Source organism: Micromonospora sp. WMMB235, from assembly GCF_001855515.1.
GTDB lineage: Bacteria > Actinomycetota > Actinomycetes > Mycobacteriales > Micromonosporaceae > Micromonospora > Micromonospora aurantiaca.
In genome coordinates, this window is the sequence record NZ_MDRX01000001.1 from 1,853,767 (window position 1) to 1,873,797 (window position 20,031).

The following is a 20,031-nucleotide window of genomic DNA, read 5'->3' on the forward strand; positions in this document are numbered from 1 at the left end:
CTAGATCCCTGGCAAATTGCCGCCGGGGCCACCCAGCTCGCGGTGGATGAAATCGAAGATCTCGGCGTCGGTGGCGTCGTCGAGGGTGTGCGTGGCCGATTTCTCCTCGGCGGGACCACGGTCGTCGCCCCACCGGGCGACGAACGCCTGCAGCTGCACCAGCAGCTTCTGCCGGGTCAGCCGGTCCGGCGCCTCGGCCGCGAAGGCGCCGTCGAGCCGTTCCAGCTCGGCGAGCAGCGGCGCCGCCGCGGCGGCGCCGTCCTCGGCGAGCCGGTCGCGCAGGTGCCGGGCGAGGGCCGCCGGCGTGGGGTAGTCGAACACCACGGCGGCGGGCAGATGGACGCCGGTGGCGGCGCGGAGCCGGTTGCGCAGCTCCACGGCCGTCATCGAGTCGAAGCCGACCTCGCGGAACGCCCGGTCAGGCTCCAGCCCCGCGTCGCCGCCGTGGCCGAGCACGGTCGCCGCCAGGCCGCCCACGAGGTCGACGAGGACGCCCTCGCGGTCGGCGGGGCTCAGCGGACGCAGCCGCTCCCGCAGCGCGGTCGCCGCCTCGTCGTCAGCCGGCCGGCGCTCGTCGTCGGCGGGCATCGCCGCGCCCGCCTCCGGGACCCCGGTCAGCAGCGGGCACTGCCGCATCGACGCGAACGTCGGCACGAACCGGTCCCAGCGCACGTCGGCGACGATCAGCGCCCCCTGCGCGCGCAGCGCCTGCCCGAACGCCTCGACGGCCAGCTCCGGGGGCAGGCCCGGCAGGCCCCGCCGGCGCAGTTGCGTCTGCTCCGCCGACTCGGGATCGTCGCGCCACGGGCCCCACGCCACGGCGGTGGCCGCCAGTCCCCCGTGGCGCAGGCTCGCCGCGAGCGCGTGCAGCAGCGCGTCGCCGGCGGACTGGCCGGCCCGGCCGCCCGCGCCCCACACCCCAGTGGTCGAGGTGCACAGCACGAACGCGTCGAGCGGGCGGTGGGCCAGCTCGTCGGCGTACCTCGGGACGTCGCCGACGGTGGCGGCCAGGTCGGCGGCCAGGGCGGCGAGGGTCAGCTCGGTCAGCGGCACCGAGCCGGTCTCGGCCGGGACGTGCACGAGCGCGGTCACCGGCCGTTCCTCGGCGGCGAGCCGCTCCATCAGGTCGCCGAGCTTGCCCGTGGCCGGCTCGGCCAGCGGGAGCACCTCGGCGCCGTGGCGGCCCAGCCAGTCGGTGGTGTGCCGGGCGAGGGGGCCGGTCCCGCCGGTGAGCAGGACGGTGCCGTTCGGCCGGTAGCCGTCGCCCGCCGCCGGCAGCCCGGTGTCGCGGACCAGCCGCCGGGTGTGCACGCCGGCCTCCCGGACGGCGATCTGGTCCTCACCGTCGACGTTGACCAGGGCCCCGGCCAGGGCCGCGTACGCCGCCTCGGCCGGGTCCGCCGGCAGGTCGACGACTCCGCCGACGTGCCGGGGGTGCTCCAGCGCGGCGACGAGGCCGAGGCCCCAGGTGGTGGCCTGCGTCGGGTGCACGACCGCTTCCCCGCCGACGGCGACGGCGCCGGTGGTGGCCAGCCACAGCGGCACGGCCGGGCCGGAGCGGCCGGTGTGCGCCTGCACGAGCAGCAGGTTCGCCGCCAGGCCGGTCGGCAGCGCGGACTGCTCCGGGTGCGGCGCCTCGTCCAGCGCCAGCAGGGACAGCAGCGCCGTCGGCTGGTGCGCGGCGGCGAGCCGGTCGAGGTCGGCGGTCAGACCGTCGCGGGTGACGGTGGCCGGGTCGACGGTCAGCAGGTGCACCGTCGCGGCGCCGGCCGTGAGGGCGGCGAGCACCCGCTCGGTGACCTGGTGCGGCGGGGCCACCACCAGCCACGTGCCGGGGTCGGCGACGGTCAGCGCCCGGCGTTCCCAGGTGACCCGGTACCGCCAGCCGGCCAGGGTGCCGTCGAGCTGCCGGCGGCGCCGCCACGACTCCAGTTCCGGCAGCAGCTCGCGCATCGGCTGGTCCGGGTCGAGGCCGAGGCGGCCCAGGTCGCCGTCGGTGACGGCCCGCCAGAACGCGTCGTCGACCGGGTCGTCGGCGGCCGGTGCCGGCAACGTGTCGAGGGTCGGCCAGTAGCGCTGCGGCCGGAACGCGTACGTCGGCAGCTCGGGCAGCAGCCGGCGATCCGGGCGGGGGCCGGCCAGCGCGGCGAGCACCGCCGCCCAGTCGACGTCGCGCCCGGTGCCGTGCACGACGGCCAGCGCGGCGAGCAGGGCGGCCGGCTCGTCGGCGCCGGCGCGCAGCGCCGCCACGGCCGTGCCGTCGTCGGCGCCGGGGAGCAGGCCGGCGGTCATCGCCGTCAGCACCGCCTGCGGTCCGAGTTCCAGGAAGGTGTCCACGCCCGCGTCGCGCAGCGCGGCGATCCCGTCGGCGTACCGGACGGCCTCCCGGACGTGGCGCACCCAGTAGCCGGGCGTACGGATCTCGTCGGGCTCGGCGAGCCGCCCGGTCAGGTTCGACACGATCGGCAGCAGCGGCGCGGCGAACGTCAGTCCGTCGAGGACGGCTCGGAACTCGGTCAGCATCGGCTCCATCAGCGGGCTGTGGAACGCGTGGCTGACCCGCAGCCGGCGGGTGCGTACGCCGCGTTCCCGCCAGAGCCGTTCCAGCCCGTCGAGGGCGTCGAGGGCCCCGGCGAGGACCACGGCGGTGGGGCCATTGACGGCGGCGACGCCGACCCGGTCGCCCAGCCCGGCCAGGGACTCGACGACGGCCGCCTCGTCGGCGGCGACGGCGAGCATCCCGCCCCCGGCGGGCAGGGCCTGCATGAGCCGGCCCCGGGCGGCCACCAGCGTGGCGGCGTCGGCGAGGGACAGCACGCCGGCGACGTGAGCGGCGGTGATCTCGCCGATGGAGTGCCCGGCAACGTGCCCGGGCACCACCCCGAACGACTCGACCAGCCGGAACAGGGCCACCTCCAGCGCGAACAGCCCCGCCTGGGTGAAGACCGTCTCGTCGAGCAGCGTCGCCTCGGCGCTGCCCTCGGCCGCGAACAGCACCGGCTTCAGCGGCTGCGGCAGCTGGTGGTCCAGGGCCGCGCAGACCTCGTCGAGGGCCGCCGCGAAGACGGGGAACGTGTCGTACAGCCGGCGGCCGGCACCGGGGCGCTGGGCGCCCTGGCCGGAGAACTGGACCGCGAGGCCGCCGCCGCGTCGCCGGGCGGTGACCAGCGCGGGGTGCTCCTCCCCGGCGGCCAGGGCCCGCAGCGCGGCCGTTCGGGTCGCCCGGTCGGCGGCCACCACTGTGGCCCGCCGGCCGAGGTGGGCCCGGCCGTCGGCGAGCGCCCAGGCGACCAGGTCGGCGGGGTCGTCGCCCGTCGCGACGCGGTCGGCCAGCCGGCCGGCCTGCTCACGCAGCGCGGGCAGGTCGGCTGCGGAGACCGGCCACGGCAGGATCGCCGCGGGACGGTCCCCGTCGGGGAAGGCCGGCTCCGGGCGGTCCGGGGCCTGTTCCAGGATGACGTGGGCGTTGGTGCCGCTGATGCCGAACGAGGAGACGCCCGCCCGGCGCGGCCCTTCCGTGGTGGTCCACGGTCGTGCCTCGGTGAGCAGCGCCAGCGTGCCGGAGGACCAGTCGACGTGCGGGGTCGGCGCGTCGACGTGCAGGGTCTTCGGCAGCACCTCGTGCTGCAGGGCCAGCACCATCTTGATGAGGCTGGCGGCGCCCGCCGCGGCCTGGGTGTGGCCGATGTTCGACTTCACCGACCCGAGCCACAGCGGCCGGTCGGCGGTCCGGTCCCTGCCGTACGTGGCCAGCAGGGCCTGCGCCTCGATCGGGTCGCCGAGGGTGGTGCCGGTGCCGTGCGCCTCGACGACGTCCACGTCGGCGGGGGTGAGGCCGGCGTTGTCGAGCGCGTGCCGGATGACCCGCTGCTGCGCGGGCCCGTTCGGCGCGGTGAGGCCGTTGCTCGCGCCGTCGGAGTTGACGGCGCTGCCCCGTACGACGGCGAGGATCCGGTTGCCGTCGCGCTGGGCGTCGGAGAGCCGCTGGAGCAGCAGGACGCCGACGCCCTCGCCCCAGCCGGTGCCGTCGGCGGCCTCGGCGAACGCCTTGACCCGCCCGTCGGCGGCGAGGCCGCGCTGCCGGGAGAACTCCAGGAACGCGCCCGGCGTCGACATCACCGTCACGCCGCCGGCCAGCGCGAGGTCGCATTCGCCGCTGCGCAGCGCCTGCGTGGCGAGGTGCAGGGCCACCAGCGACGACGAGCAGGCCGTGTCGACGGTGACCGCCGGGCCGTGCAGCCCGAACGAGTACGCCAGGCGGCCCGAGACCACCGACGCGCCGTTGCCGGTCGCCTGGTAGCCCTCCACCTGGGCTCGGGCGCCCAGCAGCAGTGTGGCGTAGTCCTGCCCGTTGGTGCCCATGAAGACGCCGGTGGCGGAGCCGCGTACGCCGTGCGGGTCGATGCCGGCGCGTTCGAAGGCCTCCCAGGTGGTGTGCAGCAGCAGCCGCTGCTGCGGGTCCATGGCGAGGGCCTCGCGCGGGTTGATCCCGAAGAACGCGGCGTCGAAGCCGGCGACGTCGTGCAGGAAGCCACCGCTGCGGGTGTAGCTGGTGCCGACCTGCTCCGGGTCGCTGTCGAACAGGGCGTCGAGGTCCCAGCCCCGGTCGGCAGGCATCGGCGTGACCGCGTCCACTCCGTCGGCCAGCAGCCGCCACAGCTCCTGCGGCGACGACACCCCGCCCGGGAAGCGGCAGGCCATGGAGACGATCGCGATCGGCTCGTCGGCCGCGGGCCGGGCCGCGGTCGCGCCGCCGGCAGCCGGGCCGCCGTCCGCGCCGACCACGATTTCGGTACGCAGGAAGCGGGCCAGTTCCGCCGCCGAGGGGTGGTCGAAGACCACTGTCGACGGCAGGGTCAGGCCGGTGACCCGGCCCAGCCGGTCCCGCAGCTGCACGGCGGCGAGGGAGTCGAAGCCCAGCTCGCGGAACGCCCGGCCGGCCGGCACCTGGTCGGTGGTGGGGTGGCCGAGCACGGCCGCCGCCTCCGCGCGGACGAGGTCGACCAGCAGCGCCTCCTGGCCGGTCACCGGCAGCGTGGCGAGCCGGTTGCGCAGCCCGTCGGTCGCGGCGGTGTTCTCCGGCCGCTGCGGCTCCCCGGCGACGGCGGGGGCGACCCGGTCGAAGAGGTGGCTCGGCCGTACGGCGGTGAACGCCGTGACGAACCGGGACCAGTCGACGTCCACGATCACCGGGGCCGCCTCGGGGGCGTTCACCCAGCGGCCGAGCGCCGCGACGGCGGCGTCGGGCGCGAGCGGGCTGAACCCGCGGCGGCGCAGGCCGTCCGCGGTCTCCCCGGCGGCCATGCCGTCCTCCGCCCACGGGCCGTACGCCAGCGCGGTGGCGGGCAGGCCCTTCGCCCGGCGGGCGGCGACGAGGGTGTCGAGCAGGGCGTTGCCGGCCGCGTAGCCGGCCTGCCCGCCGCCGCCCCAGACACCGGCGACCGAGGAGAAGACCACGAACGCGTCGAGGTCCCGACCCCGGCAGGCGGTGTCGAGGTGCAGGGCGCCGAGCACCTTGCCGGCCAGGGTCTCCGACAGCTCGCCGTCGGTCACCTCGTGCGCTGCGGTGGTGCCGCCGGACGCCCCGGCGGTGTGCACGACGGCGGTCAGCTCCGGCAGCCCGGAGACCAGAGCCTCGACCGCGGCCCGATCGGTGACGTCGCACGCCACCACCCGCACCGCGCCCAGCTCCGCCACCAGCTCCGCAGCGCCCGGAGCCGCCGGACCCCGCCGCGACGCCAGCACCACCTCGGCCGCCCCGTTCGCCAGCAACCAGCGCGCCACGTGCCGACCCAGCGCACCCGTACCACCGGTCACCAGCACCGTCCCGGCGGGCCGCCAACCCGCACCCGCGGGCGGCGCGGCCGGCACCAGCCGCCGGCCGAAGAGGCCGTTGCGGCGGACGGCCACCTGGTCCAGGGTGCCGTCGGCGAGGACCGCGACGAGCCCGGCGCGGGCGCCGCGGTCGGCGCGGTCGGGCAGGTCGACCAGGCCACCCCAGCGGTCCGGCTGTTCGAGGGCGACGACCCGGCCCAGGCCCCACGCCAGCGCCGCCCATACGTCGCCGGCCCGCTCCCCGGCCGTGACCGGCATCGCGGTACGGCTCAGCGCCCACACCCGTCCCGGCAGGCCGGTGTCGGTGAGCGCCCGGATGAGGGTGAGCAGGGCGGCCGCGCCGGCGGGCACCGCCGGGGTGTCCGCCAGGGGCCGGTCCTGGCGGGGCAGCACGCAGAGCACCCCGGCCCAGCCCTCCCCGCTGATCCGGCCCAGTCGCTCGCCCAGTTCGGGGCGGGCGAGGGTGGACGACACGGTGAGCGTGTCCACCCGGGCGCCCGCCTGGGTGAGGGTCTTCGCCACGCCCGCGTCGGCGCCGCTGTCGACGGTGACGACCAGCCACCGCCCGGACAGCCGGGTCGCCGGGGCCGGCCGTACCGGCTCCCACCCGATCCGGTACGACCACCCGTCGAGGGCGGTGTCGCGCGACCGGTGCTGACGCCAGCGCGCCAGGAGCGGCAGGGCCGGGCCGAGCGCGTCCAGGTCCTCGGTGTCGTCGCCGAGTTCGGCGGCGAGGGCGGCCAGGTCGCCGCGCTCGACGGCGGCCCAGAACTCGGTGTCGCCGCCCTCCGGGGCGGCCTGCCTCGTGGGCGTGCCCTCAGGCCAGTAGCGCTGGTGCTGGAAGGCGTACGTGGGCAGGTCGACGCGGCGCGCGCCGGTGTCCGCGAACCACGACTGCCAGGTCACCGGCATCCCGTGCACGTGCAGCTCCGCCAGGGCGTGCAGCAGCGCGTGCGCCTCCGGACGGTCCCGGCGCTGCACCGCAACGGCCAGCACGGCGTCGTCGCCGGGCAGCACGTCGGCGGCCATCGCGGTCAGCACGCTCTGCGGCCCGACCTCCAGGAACGTGTCGATACCGGCGGCCCTCAGGGCGGTGATCCCGTCGGCGTACCGGACGGCGTCGCGCACGTGCCGCACCCAGTAGTCGGCCGTGCGGATCTCGTCCCCGGCCAGGGCCCCGGTCACGTTCGACACGACCGGCAGCAGCGGCGTGGCAAAGGTGAGGCCGTGCAGGATCGTGCGGAACTCGTCGAGCATCGGCTCCATCAGCGGGCTGTGGAACGCGTGGCTCACCGTCAGGCGGCGAGTGCGCACACCTCGGTCCCGCCAGGCCCGCTCCACCTCGTCCAGGGCCTCGACGGCACCGGAGACGACGACGGCGGTGGGCCCGTTGACGGCCGCGATACCGAGGCGGTCGGTCATCCCGGCGAGAGACTCCGCCACCGCAGCCTCGTCAGCGGCCACGGCCAGCATGCCGCCGCCCGTGGGCAACGCCTGCATCAACCGACCCCGCGCGGCGACGAGCTGACACGCGTCGGCCAGGGACAACACGCCCGCGACATGCGCCGCCGTCACCTCACCGATCGAGTGACCAGCCACCACGTCGGGCACGATCCCGAACGACTCCACCAGACGGAACAACGCCACCTCGACCGCGAACAGACCGGCCTGGGTGAAGACGGTCTGGTCCAGCAGCTCCGCCTCGGCGGAACCCGACGACGCGAACAGCACCTCCCGCAACGGACGCGGCAACAACGGATCGAGGTGTCCACACACCTCGTCCAGCGCGGCGGCGAACACCGGGAACCCGGCGTACAACTCCCGGCCCATCCCGGCCCGCTGCGCGCCCTGGCCGGAGAAGATCAGCGCGAGCTGGCCGCGTACGGCGGTGGAGCCGGTCACGACGGTCCCGGAGGGCTCGCCCGCATCGAGGGCCCGAAGCGCGGTGAGCAGGTCGTTGCCGTCGGCCACCACGGCGACGGCGCGCTGTTCCAGCGCGGGCCGGGTGGTGACGGAGGACCAGGCCACGTCCAGCGGACGCGGGGCCTCGTCGGCGGCGAGCCAGCGCGCCCACCGGCCCGCTTGGCCGGCCAGGGCCGCGTCGGAGCGCGCGGAGAGCAGCACCGGTACGACCGGCGGCACGTCGCTGGCGACGACCTCACCCTCGATCGTCCCGGCCGGCGGCTGCTCGATGATCACGTGCGCGTTCGTGCCGGAGATGCCGAACGACGACACCGCCGCCCGACGCGGACGGTCCACCGCCGGCCACGGGGTGGGCTCGGTCGCGAGGGCCACCGCCCCGGCCGTCCAGTCCACGTGCGGCGACGGCTCGTCCACGTGCAGGGTCGCCGGCACCAGGCCGTGACGCATCGCCATGACCATCTTGATCACACCGGCCACACCCGCAGCCGCCTGCGTGTGCCCGATGTTCGACTTCACCGAGCCGAGCCAGAGTGGCCGGTCGGCGGGCCGGTCCTGCCCGTACGTGGCCAGGACGGCCTGCGCCTCGATCGGGTCACCCAGCGTCGTGCCCGTGCCGTGCGCCTCGACCACGTCCACGTCGGACGGCGACAGCCGCGCCGACGCCAGCGCCTGCCGGATTACCCGCTGCTGCGACGGACCGTTCGGCGCGGTCAGCCCGTTCGACGCACCGTCCTGATTCACGGCCGTGCCCCGCACCACGGCGTAGATCTTCCGGCCCTCGCGCTGGGCGTCGGAGAGCCGCTGCACCAGCAGCACGCCGACGCCCTCGGACCAGCCGGTGCCGTCGGCCGACGCCGCGAACGACTTGCACCGGCCGTCCTGCGACAGACCACGCTGACGCGAGAACTCGATGAACGTCCCCGGCGTCGCCATCACCGTCACACCACCGGCCAACGCCAGGTCGCACTCGCCGGAACGCAACGCCTGCGCGGCGAGGTGGAGCGCCACCAGCGACGACGAGCACGCCGTGTCCACCGTGACCGCCGGCCCCTCCAACCCGAAGGTGTAGGCGACCCGACCGGACAGCACGCTGCCGGAGGTGCCGGTCCCGACGTAGCCCTCCACCTCGGTCGGCAGGTCCATGAGCCGGGAGGCGTAGTCGTGGTACATGACACCGGCGAACACACCCGTCCGGCTGCCCCGCAACCGCTGCGGGTCCAGACCCGCCGACTCGAACGACTCCCACGACGCCTCCAGCAGCAACCGCTGCTGCGGATCCATCGCCAGAGCCTCACGCGGCGAGATCCCGAAGAAGCCCGGGTCGAACTCGGCAGCCCCGTACAGGAAACCTCCGTGGCGCGTGTACGACGTACCGCTGCGGTTCGGGTCCGGGTCGAACAGCGACTCCAGGTCCCAGCCCCGGTCCGCCGGGAACTCGGAGATCCCGTCGCCGCCGCCGGCCAGCAGCCCCCACAGTTCGTCGGGGGACTCCACCCCGCCCGGGTAGCGGCAGGCCATGCCCACGATCGCGATCGGCTCGTCGGTGCCGGCGACCGGGCCGGCGACCGGGCCGGCGGTCGACTGGCGCACCCCGGCCAACTCCGACCACAGGTGGTCGGCGAGCATGGCCGGGGTCGGGTAGTCGAAGACCAGCGTCGAGGCCAGCCGCAGCCCGGTAGCCGCGTTCACGCGGTTGCGCAGGTCGACGGCGGTCAGCGAGTCGAAGCCCAACTCCCGGAACGCCCGGTCCGCCGGCACCGACTCCGCACCACCGTGCCCCAACACCTGCGCGACCAGACCCCGTACCAGCACGTCGACCTGGGCGCGGCCCTCGTCCTCGGTCAGCCCGACGAGCCGGTCGGCCCAGCCGCCACCGCCCTGCCCCGCCTGGCGGCGGGTGCCGGTCACGCCGATCAGGGTGCGCAGCACGGCCGGCACGGGGCCGCCGGAGGTCGCCGCCCGCAGCGCGGGCACGTCGATCACGGCCGGTACGAGCACCGCCCGGTCGGCGCCCAGGGCGGCGTCGAACAGCTCCAACCCGATCTCGGCGCTCATCGGCGTCAGACCCGCCCGCGCGGACCGCGCCCGGTCCGCCTCGTCGATCGAGGCGGCCATGCCTGCCGTGTCCCACATCCCCCACGCCAGACTCACCGCCGGCAACCCGAGCTGCCGCCGGTGGGCCGCAAGCCCGTCGAGGAACGCGTTGCCCGCCGCATACGCCGACTGACCCGGCGAGCCGAGCACACCCGCAACCGACGAGAACACCACGAACAAGTCGAGATCCAGACCCGCCGTCGCCTCGTGCAGGAACCAACCCGCCGACACCTTCGGCGCCAACACCCCCGCCAACCGCTCCGCCGTCAGCCCCTCCACCACACCGTCGTCCAACACACCAGCGGTGTGCACCACACCTGCCAGCCGACCCTCGGCGGCCACCTCGGCCACCAGACCGAACACCTGGTCCCGGTCCGTCACGTCACAGGCAACGACCCGCACGGACGCACCCAACGCCGACAACCGCTCCGACAGCTCGCCCGCACCGGCGGCCTCCGGACCACGCCGCGACACCAGCACCAGCGACCGCACGCCGTGCACCGACACCAGGTGCTCCGCGACCAGCGCACCGAGCGCACCCGTACCACCGGTCACCAGCACCGCACCGTCACCCACGGCCGGCGTCTCCGCCGCCGTGATGCCGGCCCGGACCAGGCGCGGCGAGTGCACCGCACCCCCGCGGACGGCCAACTGGCCGCCGGTCGCGGTCGGTTCCCGCAGGACGCCGTCCAGCAGGGCCACCAGCGCGGCATCCGGGTCGCCGTCGACGTCCGCGAGCACGATGCGGCCCGGGTGCTCCGACTGCGCCGAGCGCAGCAGACCCCACACCGCCGCGCCGGCCAGGTCGGTCACCCGGTCGTCGTCCCCGACGGACACCGCGCCCCGGGTCACCACCACGAGCCGCGAGTCCGCCAGGGCATCCGCCCCGAGCCAGGACTGCACGGTCGCCAGCACGTCCGAGGTCACCGCCCGGACCGACTCCGCCGTCGCCGACCCGGGCGCGGGGAACACCGGCAGCAGCAGCGTCCGGGGGACGGACTCCTCCCCCGCGGCCGTCGCCACGTCGGGGTACGTGGGCATTCCGACGGGTGCCGGCAGCTCCCGGCCGCCGGTCACCAGCGCCCAGCCGGAAAGCTCCCCGGCGGGCGCGGCCTCCACGGCCGGCCATCGCAGCTCGAACAGCGACCGCGTGGCCACGCCCGGCGCGGCCACGCCGGTCAGCTCCCGCAGGGCGAGGGAGTCCACCGACACGACCGGCGCGCCCACCTCGTCGTACGCGGCCAGCCGCAGCCCGGAGCCGTCGCGGGTCAGGCGTACCCGCAGCGCCCCCGCTCCCGAGGCGTGCACCTGCACGCCCTCGAACGCGAACGGCACCCGTGGCCCGCCCGACTCCTCGCCGCCCAGCAGCAGCCCGATCGGGTGCAGGGCGGCGTCCAGCAGCGCCGGGTGCACGCCGAACCCGGCGGCCTCCGTCGCGTCGTCCGGCAGGACCACCTCGGCGTACACCTCGTCGCCGCCGGTCCAGGCACGCCGGAGCCCCTGGAAGGCCGGCCCGTACGTCAGGCCGTGTTCCGCCAGCGTCGGGTACCAGCTCGCCAGGTCCACCTCCGCCGCGCCGGCGGGGGGCCAGGTGACCGGGTCCGGCTCGTCGGCGGTGGAAGGCTCCAGCACGCCCTCCGCGTGCCGGGTCCAGCCCGCCTCGGGATCGTCGTCGGGGCGGGAGTAGACGGCGACGGGACGCTGCGGCGACTCCGACGTGGACACCCGCACCTGGATCCGCACGCCTCCCGTTCCGGGGAGGGCCAGCGGGGCGGCCATGGTCAGCTCCCGCAGCCGGGAGAGGCCCACCTCGTCGCCGGCCCGCACCGCCAGCTCGACCAGGGCGGTGCCCGGCACCAGCGTCAGCCCGGAGACCGTGTGGTCGGCCAGCCACGGGTGCGTGGCCAGGGAGAGCCGGCCCGTCAGCACCATCTCGTCGTCGCCGGCCAGGTCCACCGTCGCGCCGAGCAGCGGGTGCACGGTGCGGCCGAGCCCGGCCCCGGACACGTCGCCCGTACGCGCCCGGCCGGCGGTGGGCCAGTAGCGCTGGTGCTGGAAGGCGTACGTGGGCAGGTCGACGCGGCGCGCGCCGGTGTCGGCGAACCACGACTGCCAGGTCACCGGCACGCCCTGCACGTGCAGCTCCGCCATGGCGTACAGCAGCGCGTGCGCCTCCGGACGGTCCCGGCGCTGCACCGCGACGGCCAGCACGGCGTCGTCGCCGGGCAGCACGTCGGCAGCCATCGCGGTCAGGACGCTCTGCGGCCCGACCTCCAGGAACGTGTCCACCCCCGCCTCGCGCAGGGCGGTGATCCCGTCGGCGAAGCGCACGGCCTCGCGCACGTGCCGCACCCAGTAGTCGGCCGTGCGGATCTCGTCGCCGGCCAGGGCCCCCGTCACGTTCGACACGACCGGCAGCAGCGGCGCGGAGAACGTCAACCCGTCCAGGACCGTGCGGAACTCGTCGAGCATCGCCTCCATCAGCGGACTGTGGAACGCGTGGCTCACCGTCAGGCGGCGAGTGCGCACGCCCCGGTCGCGCCAGACCCGCTCCACCTCGTCCAGGGCCTCGACGGCACCCGACACCACCACTGCGGTGGGTCCGTTGACTGCCGCGATGCCTGCCCGGTCGGCGAGCCCGGCGATCGACTCGACCACCGCAGCCTCGTCGGCCGCCACGGCCAGCATGCCGCCGCCGGTGGGCAACGCCTGCATCAACCGACCCCGCGCGGCCACGAGGGCGCACGCGTCGGCCAGGGACAGCACCCCGGCCACGTACGCGGCTGTCACCTCACCGATCGAGTGACCGGCCAGCATGTCCGGCACGATCCCGAACGACTCCACCAGGCGGAACAGCGCCACCTCGACCGCGAACAACCCGGCCTGCGTGAACACCGTCTGGTCCAGCAACTCCGCCTCGGCGGTGCCCGCAGACGCGAACAGCACCCCCTGCAACGGACGCGGCAGCAACGGATCGAGGTGTCCGCACACCTCGTCCAGCGCGGCGGCGAAGACCGGGAACCCGGCCGACAGCTCCCGGCCCATCCCGGCGCGCTGCGCGCCCTGGCCCGAGAAGAGCAGGGCGAGCCGGCCGCGCTGGCCGGTGGCGCCGGAGACGACCGTACCGGTGGGGTCGCCGTCGGCGAGGGCGGTCAACGCCGCGACCAGGTCGTCCCGGTCGGCGGCGGTGACGACCGCCCGGTGTTCCAGCGCGGGCCGGGTGGTGACGGAGGACCAGGCCACGTCCAGCGGACGCGGGGCCTCGTCGGCGGTCAGCCAGCGCGCCCACCGGCCCGCCTGCGCCGACAGCGCGGCGGCGTCGCGGGCCGACAGCAGCACCGGCACGACCGGCGGTACGTCGCGGGTGACGATCTCGCCCTCGATCGTCCCGGCCGGCGGCTGCTCGATGATCACGTGCGCGTTCGTGCCGGAGATTCCGAACGACGACACCGCCGCCCGACGCGGACGGTCCACCCGCGGCCACGGGGTCGCCTCCGTAGCCAGGGCCACCGCCCCCGCCGACCAGTCCACATGCGGCGACGCCTCGTCCACATGCAACGTCGCCGGGACGACGCCGTGCCGCATCGCCAACACCATCTTGATCACACCAGCCACACCCGCAGCCGCCTGCGTGTGCCCGATGTTCGACTTCACCGACCCCAACAGCAACGGCCGATCCTGCGGACGCTCCTGCCCGTACGTCGCCAGCAACGCCTGCGCCTCGATCGGGTCACCCAGCGTCGTACCCGTACCGTGCGCCTCCACGGCGTCCACGTCGGCCGCAGTGAGCCGCGCGTTCGCCAGGGCCTGCCGGATCACCCGCTGCTGCGACGGACCGTTCGGCGCGGTCAGCCCGTTCGACGCACCGTCCTGGTTCACGGCCGTGCCACGTACCACCGCCAGCACGCGGTGCCCGTTGCGCCGCGCGTCCGACAGCCGCTCCACGAGCAGCACGCCGACGCCCTCGGACCAGCCGGTGCCGTCGGCCGACGCCGCGAACGACTTGCAGCGGCCGTCGGCCGACAGGCCGCGCTGACGGGAGAACTCGATGAACGTCCCCGGCGTCGCCATCACCGTCACACCACCGGCCAGCGCCAGATCACACTCACCGGAACGCAACGCCTGCGCGGCGAGGTGCAGCGCGACGAGGCTGGAAGAACAAGCGGTGTCGACGGTGACCGCCGGGCCCTCGAGCCCGAAGGTGTAGGCGACCCGACCGGACAGCACGCTGCCCGACGTGCCCGTGCCGACGAAGCCCTCGGCGTCCGGCGGCAGGTCCATCAGGCGGGAGGCGTAGTCGTGGTACATGACACCGGCGAAGACACCCGTCCGGCTGCCCCGCAACCGCTGCGGGTCCAGCCCCGCCGACTCGAACGACTCCCACGACGCCTCCAGCAGCAACCGCTGCTGCGGGTCCATCGCCAGGGCCTCACGCGGCGAGATGCCGAAGAAGCCCGGGTCGAACTCGGCAGCCCCGTACAGGAAACCCCCGTGGCGCGTGTACGACGTACCGCTGTGCTCCGGGTCCGGGTCGAACAGGCTCTCCAGGTCCCAGCCGCGATCGGTGGGGAACTCCGAGATCCCGTCGCCGCCGCCGGCCAGCAACGCCCACAGCTGGTCCGGACCATCGACGCCACCGGGGTAGCGGCAGGCCATGCCCACGATCGCGATCGGCTCGTCGGTGCCGGCGGTGAGTACCGCCGTCTGGCGGGCGGTGATCTGCCCGGAGACCTGCTCGTGCAGGTGGTCGGCGAGCACGGCCGGGGTCGGGTAGTCGAAGACCAGCGTCGAGGCCAGCCGCAGCCCGGTGGCCGCGTTCAACCGGTTACGCAGGTCCACCGCCGTCAGCGAGTCGAAGCCCAACTCCCGGAACGCCCGGTCCGCCGGCACGGCTTCCGCACCACCGTGCCCCAGCACCTGCGCGACCAGACCCCGTACCAGCACGTCGATCTGGGCGCGCGCCTCGTCGGGCGCCAGGCCCGCGAGCTGGTTGGCCCAGTCGCCGCTCCGCGCGGCCCGTCGCCGGGCCGCCGTCGACCCGATCAGGGTACGCAGCACGGCCGGCACCGGGCCGGCGCCGAGCGCTGCGCGCATCGCCGGTACGTCGATCACGGCCGGCACCAACGCCGGCTGCTCCGCCACCAGGGCGGCGTCGAACAGCTCCAACCCGGTCTCGGCGCTCATCGGCGTCAGACCCGCCCGCGCGGACCGCGCCCGGTCCGCCTCGTCGATCGAGGCGGCCATGCCGGCGGTGTCCCACATGCCCCACGCCAGACTCACCGCCGGCAACCCGAGCTGCCGCCGATACACCGCCAACCCGTCCAGGAACGCGTTACCCGCCGCATACGCCGACTGACCCGGCGAGCCGAGCACACCCGCAACCGACGAGAACACCACGAACAAGTCGAGATCCAGACCCGCCGTCGCCTCGTGCAGGAACCAACCCGCCGACACCTTCGGCGCCAACACCCCCGCCAACCGCTCCGCCGTCAGCCCCTCCACCACACCGTCATCCAACACACCAGCCGTGTGCACCACACCCGCCAACCGACCCCCGGCGGTCACCTCGGCCACCAGCGCGCCGACCTGGTCCCGGTCCGTCACATCACACGCGACCACCCGCACCGACGCACCCAACGCCGACAACCGCTCCGACAACTCACCCGCACCAGCGGCCTCCGCACCACGCCGCGACACCAGCACCAGCGACCGCACACCATGCACCGACACCAAATGCTCCGCGACCAACGCACCGAGCGCACCCGTACCACCGGTCACCAGCACCGCACCGTCACCCACGACCGGCGTCTCCACCGACGCCGCAGCGACCGCACGCACCAGACGCGGCACGAACACCTCGCCCGCACGCACCGCGACCTGACCGCCGTGCGTCGACGGCTCGTCGGCCACCGTGGTCAGCACACCCAGCAGCCCGGCATCCACGTCACCGTCCACGTCCGCCAGCACGATGCGACCCGGGTGCTCCGACTGCGCCGACCGCAGCAGACCCCACACCGCCGTACCGGCCAGGTCCGACATCCGGTCGTCCGCCGCCACCGACACCGCACCCCGCGTCATCACCACGAGCCGCGACTCCGCCAGCGCATCGGCTGCCAGCCAGGACCGGACGGTCGCCAGCACCTCCGAGGTCGCCACGCGTACCGCGTCGGGGACGGCCGTCTCCGGCCCGTCGAGCGGCAGCAGCAGCGCCCTCGGTGCGACCGTCCGGCCGGCGTCGACCGCCGCGACGAGCGCCTCGACGTCGCCGTACGCCGGCAGGTCGGCGGTTGCCGGCGAGCCGACCAGCGCCCACCCGGAGAGGTCCCCGGTGGCGGCGATCTCCTCGGCCTGCCAGGTGAGTTCGAACATCGCGCGGGCCGCCGCGCCCGCCGCGGTCACGCCGGTCAGCTCGCGCAGGGCGAGGGAGTCGACCGAGACCACGGCCGCGCCCGACTCGTCGCACGCGACCAGCCGCACCGCCGAGCCCGTACGCGACAGCCGCACCCGCAGCACCCGCGCGCCCGAGGCATACACCTGCACACCCTCGAACGCGAAAGGCACCCGCGGCCCGCCCGACCCCTCGGTGCCGGGCAGCAGCCCGATCGGGTGCAGGGCGGCGTCCAGCAGCGCCGGGTGCACACCGAAGCGCGCCGCCTCCGTCGCCACCTCGTCCGGCAACGCCACCTCGGCGAACACCTCGTCGCCGCCCGCCCACACCCGGCGCAGCCCCCGGAACACCGGCCCGTATGCCAGGCCACGCTCCGCCAGCGTCGGGTACCAGCCCGCCACGTCCACCTCGGACGCACCGACCGGCGGCCACTCCCCCACGCCCGGCTCGCCGGCCGACGTCAGCTCCAGCACGCCCTCCGCATGCCGCACCCAGTCGGCCTCCGGATCACCCTCGGACTGCGAGTGCACCGCCACGACCCGGACGCCGGCCTCGTCGGCCGCACCGACGCGCACCTGCACCCGCACCGCGCCGGCCTCCGGCAGCACCAGCGGCGCGGCCACGGTCAACTCCCGCACCCGCGACGCACCCACCTCGTCACCCGCCCGCACCGCCAACTCCACCAGAGCGGCACCGGGAACGACCACCGCGCCGGACACGACGTGGTCCGCGAGCCACACGTGCGTCGACACCGACAACCGGCCCGTCAACACCACCATGTCCACACCGGCCACCGACACCGCCGCACCGAGCAGCGGATGCCCGGCCACGCCGAGGCCCGCCCCGGACACGTCGGCGGCACGCGCCTGGCCCGCGCCGAGCCAGTACCGCTGGTGCTGGAAGGCGTACGTCGGCAGGTCGACCCGGGCGGCGCCGGCGTCGGTGAACCACTGCGTCCAGGTCACCGGGACGCCGTGGACGTGCAGGTCGGCGAGGGCGTGCAGGAGTGCCTGCGGGGCGGGCCGGTCCCGGCGCTGGACGGCCACCGCGAGCGCGTCCTCGGCGAGCAGGTCGGCGTTCATCGCGGTCAGGACGCTCTGCGGGCCGATCTCCAGGAAGGTGTCGACCCCGGTGGCCCGCAGGGCGGCGATGCCGTCGGCGTAGCGGACGGTCTCCCGCACGTGCCGCACCCAGTACTCGGCGCGGGTGATCTCCTGCGGGTCGGCGAGCGCGCCGGTCAGGTTCGACACCACCGGCAGCAGCGGCGACCGGAACGTCAGCCCCGCCAGGACGGCGCGGAACTCATCGAGCATCGGCGCCATCAGCGGGCTGTGGAACGCGTGGCTCACCGTGAGACGGCGAGTGCGCACACCCCGGTCCCGCCAGACCCGCTCCACCTCGTCCAGAGCCTCGACGGCACCCGACACCACCACTGCGGCCGGACCGTTGACCGCCGCGATACCCAGCCGATCGGTCATCCCGGCGAGAGACTCCGCCACCGCAGCCTCGTCAGCGGCCACGGCCAGCATGCCGCCGCCCGTGGGCAACGCCTGCATCAACCGACCCCGCGCGGCCACGAGAGCGCACGCGTCGGCCAGGGACAGCACCCCGGCCACGTACGCGGCCGTCACCTCACCGATCGAGTGACCAGCCACCACGTCGGGCACGATCCCGAACGACTCCACCAGACGGAACAGCGCCACCTCGACCGCGAACAACCCGGCCTGCGTGAACACCGTCTGATCCAGCAACTCCGCCTCGGCGGAACCCGCCTCGGCGAACAGCACCTCCCGCAACGGACGCGGCAGCAACGGATCGAGGTGTTCGCACACCTCGTCCAGCGCGGTCGCGAACACGGGGAACAGGGCGGACAGCTCCCGGCCCATCCCGGCCCGCTGCGCGCCCTGGCCGGAGAAGAGCACGGCCAGCTGCGTACGCGTCGCGCCCGTGCCGGTGACCACGGTGGCGGCCGGCTCACCGTCGGCGAGGGCGCGCAGCCCGGCCAGCAGTTCGTCCCGGTCCGTCGCGGTGACCACCGCGCGGTGCTCCATGACGGCCCGGCTGACGGTCGACGACCAGCCGACGTCGAGGGGGCGCAGTTCCTCGTCGCCGGCGATCCAGCGGGCCCAGCGCTCCGCCTGGGCCGCGACGGCGGCCTCGGAGCGGGCCGACAGCAGCACCGGCGACGGCAGCTGCCCGGCGGTGGGCGTCGGCGCGCCCTCGCCCCGGGTCGGCTCCGCCTCGGCGGGCGGCTGCTCGATGATCACATGCGCGTTCGTGCCGCTGACGCCGAACGACGAGATCGCGGCGCGACGGGGCCGGCCCGCCGCAGGCCAGTCGCGGGCCTCGGTGAGCAGGGAGACCGCCCCGGCGCTCCATTCGATGTGCGGGGACGGCTCGTCGACGTGCAGCGTCGACGGCAGCACGCCGTGCCGCATCGCCATGATCATCTTGATGATGCCGGCTGCCCCGGCGGCGGCCTGGGTGTGGCCGATGTTCGACTTGACCGAGCCCAGCCAGAGCGGCCGGTCGGCGGGCCGGTCCTGCCCGTACGTCGCCAGCAGGGCCTGCGCCTCGATCGGGTCGCCCAGGGTCGTACCGGTGCCGTGCGCCTCGACGGCGTCCACGTCGGCGGCGGTGAGCCGCGCGTTGGCCAGCGCCTGACGGATCACGCGCTGCTGCGACGGGCCGTTCGGGGCGGTCAGACCGTTCGACGCGCCGTCCTGGTTGACGGCAGTGCCACGCACGACCGCAAGCACGCGGTGCCCGTTGCGCCGCGCGTCCGACAGGCGCTCCACCAGGAGCACGCCCACGCCCTCGGACCAGCCCGTGCCGTCCGCCGACGCCGCGAAGGACTTGCACCGGCCGTCGGCCGACAGGCCCCGCTGCCGGGAGAACTCGATGAACGTCCCGGGCGTGGCCATCACCGTCACGCCGCCGGCCAGGGCGAGGTCGCACTCGCCGCCGCGCAGCGCCTGCACCGCCAGGTGCAGCGCGACCAACGACGACGAACACGCGGTGTCCACGGTCACCGCCGGGCCTTCGAGCCCGAACGTGTACGCCACCCGGCCGGACAGCACGCTGCCGGAGGTGCCGGTGCCGAGGTAGCCGCCCACGCCCTCGGGCAGGTCCTGCACGCCGGAGGCGTAGTCGTGGTACATCAGGCCGGCGAAGACGCCGGTCCGGCTGCCGCGCAGCCGCGACGGGTCGAGGCCGGCCGACTCGAACGTCTCCCAGGACGCCTCCAGCAGCAGCCGCTGCTGCGGGTCCATGGCGATCGCCTCGCGCGGCGAGATGCCGAAGAAGTCCGGGTCGAACTCGGCGGCCCCGTACAGGAAGCCACCGTGGCGGGTGTACGACGTCCCGGGGTTGTCCGGGTCGGGGTGGAAGAGCCGGTCGAGGTCCCAGCCCCGGTCGGTGGGGAACTCGCCGATGCCGTCGGCGCCGGCGGCGGCCAGGTCCCACAGATGCTGCGGGTTCGTCACGCCACCCGGGTAGCGGCACGCCATGCCCACGATGGCGATCGGCTCGTCGACGGTTGTCGCCCGCACGGCCTGCTGCTGCGCGGCGACCTGGCCGGACAGCTGCTCGTACAGGTGCTCCGACAGGGCGCCGGGGGTCGGGTAGTCGAAGACGAGTGTCGACGTGAGTCGCAGCCCGCTCGCGCTGTTGATCCGGTTGCGCAGCTCGACGGCGGTCAGCGAGTCGAAGCCCAGCTCCCGGAACGCCCGGTCCGCCGGCACCGCCTCGGCGCCGCCGTGGCCGAGGACCTGCGCGATCATTCCGCGCAC

General features: G+C 75.4%; 1 protein-coding gene (only partly in view). It reads right to left on the minus strand.

Going from position 1 to position 20,031, the window contains the following annotated elements; translation table 11 throughout:
* A protein-coding gene (locus tag BFV98_RS07710; RefSeq protein ID WP_071095640.1) for a type I polyketide synthase crosses the window boundary here: on the minus strand, positions 1-20,031 show its 3' portion. The gene runs 9,762 nt beyond the window's last position; the window shows 20,031 of its 29,793 coding nt (coding positions 9,763-29,793); its start codon lies off the right edge, out of view; it ends in the stop codon at positions 1-3.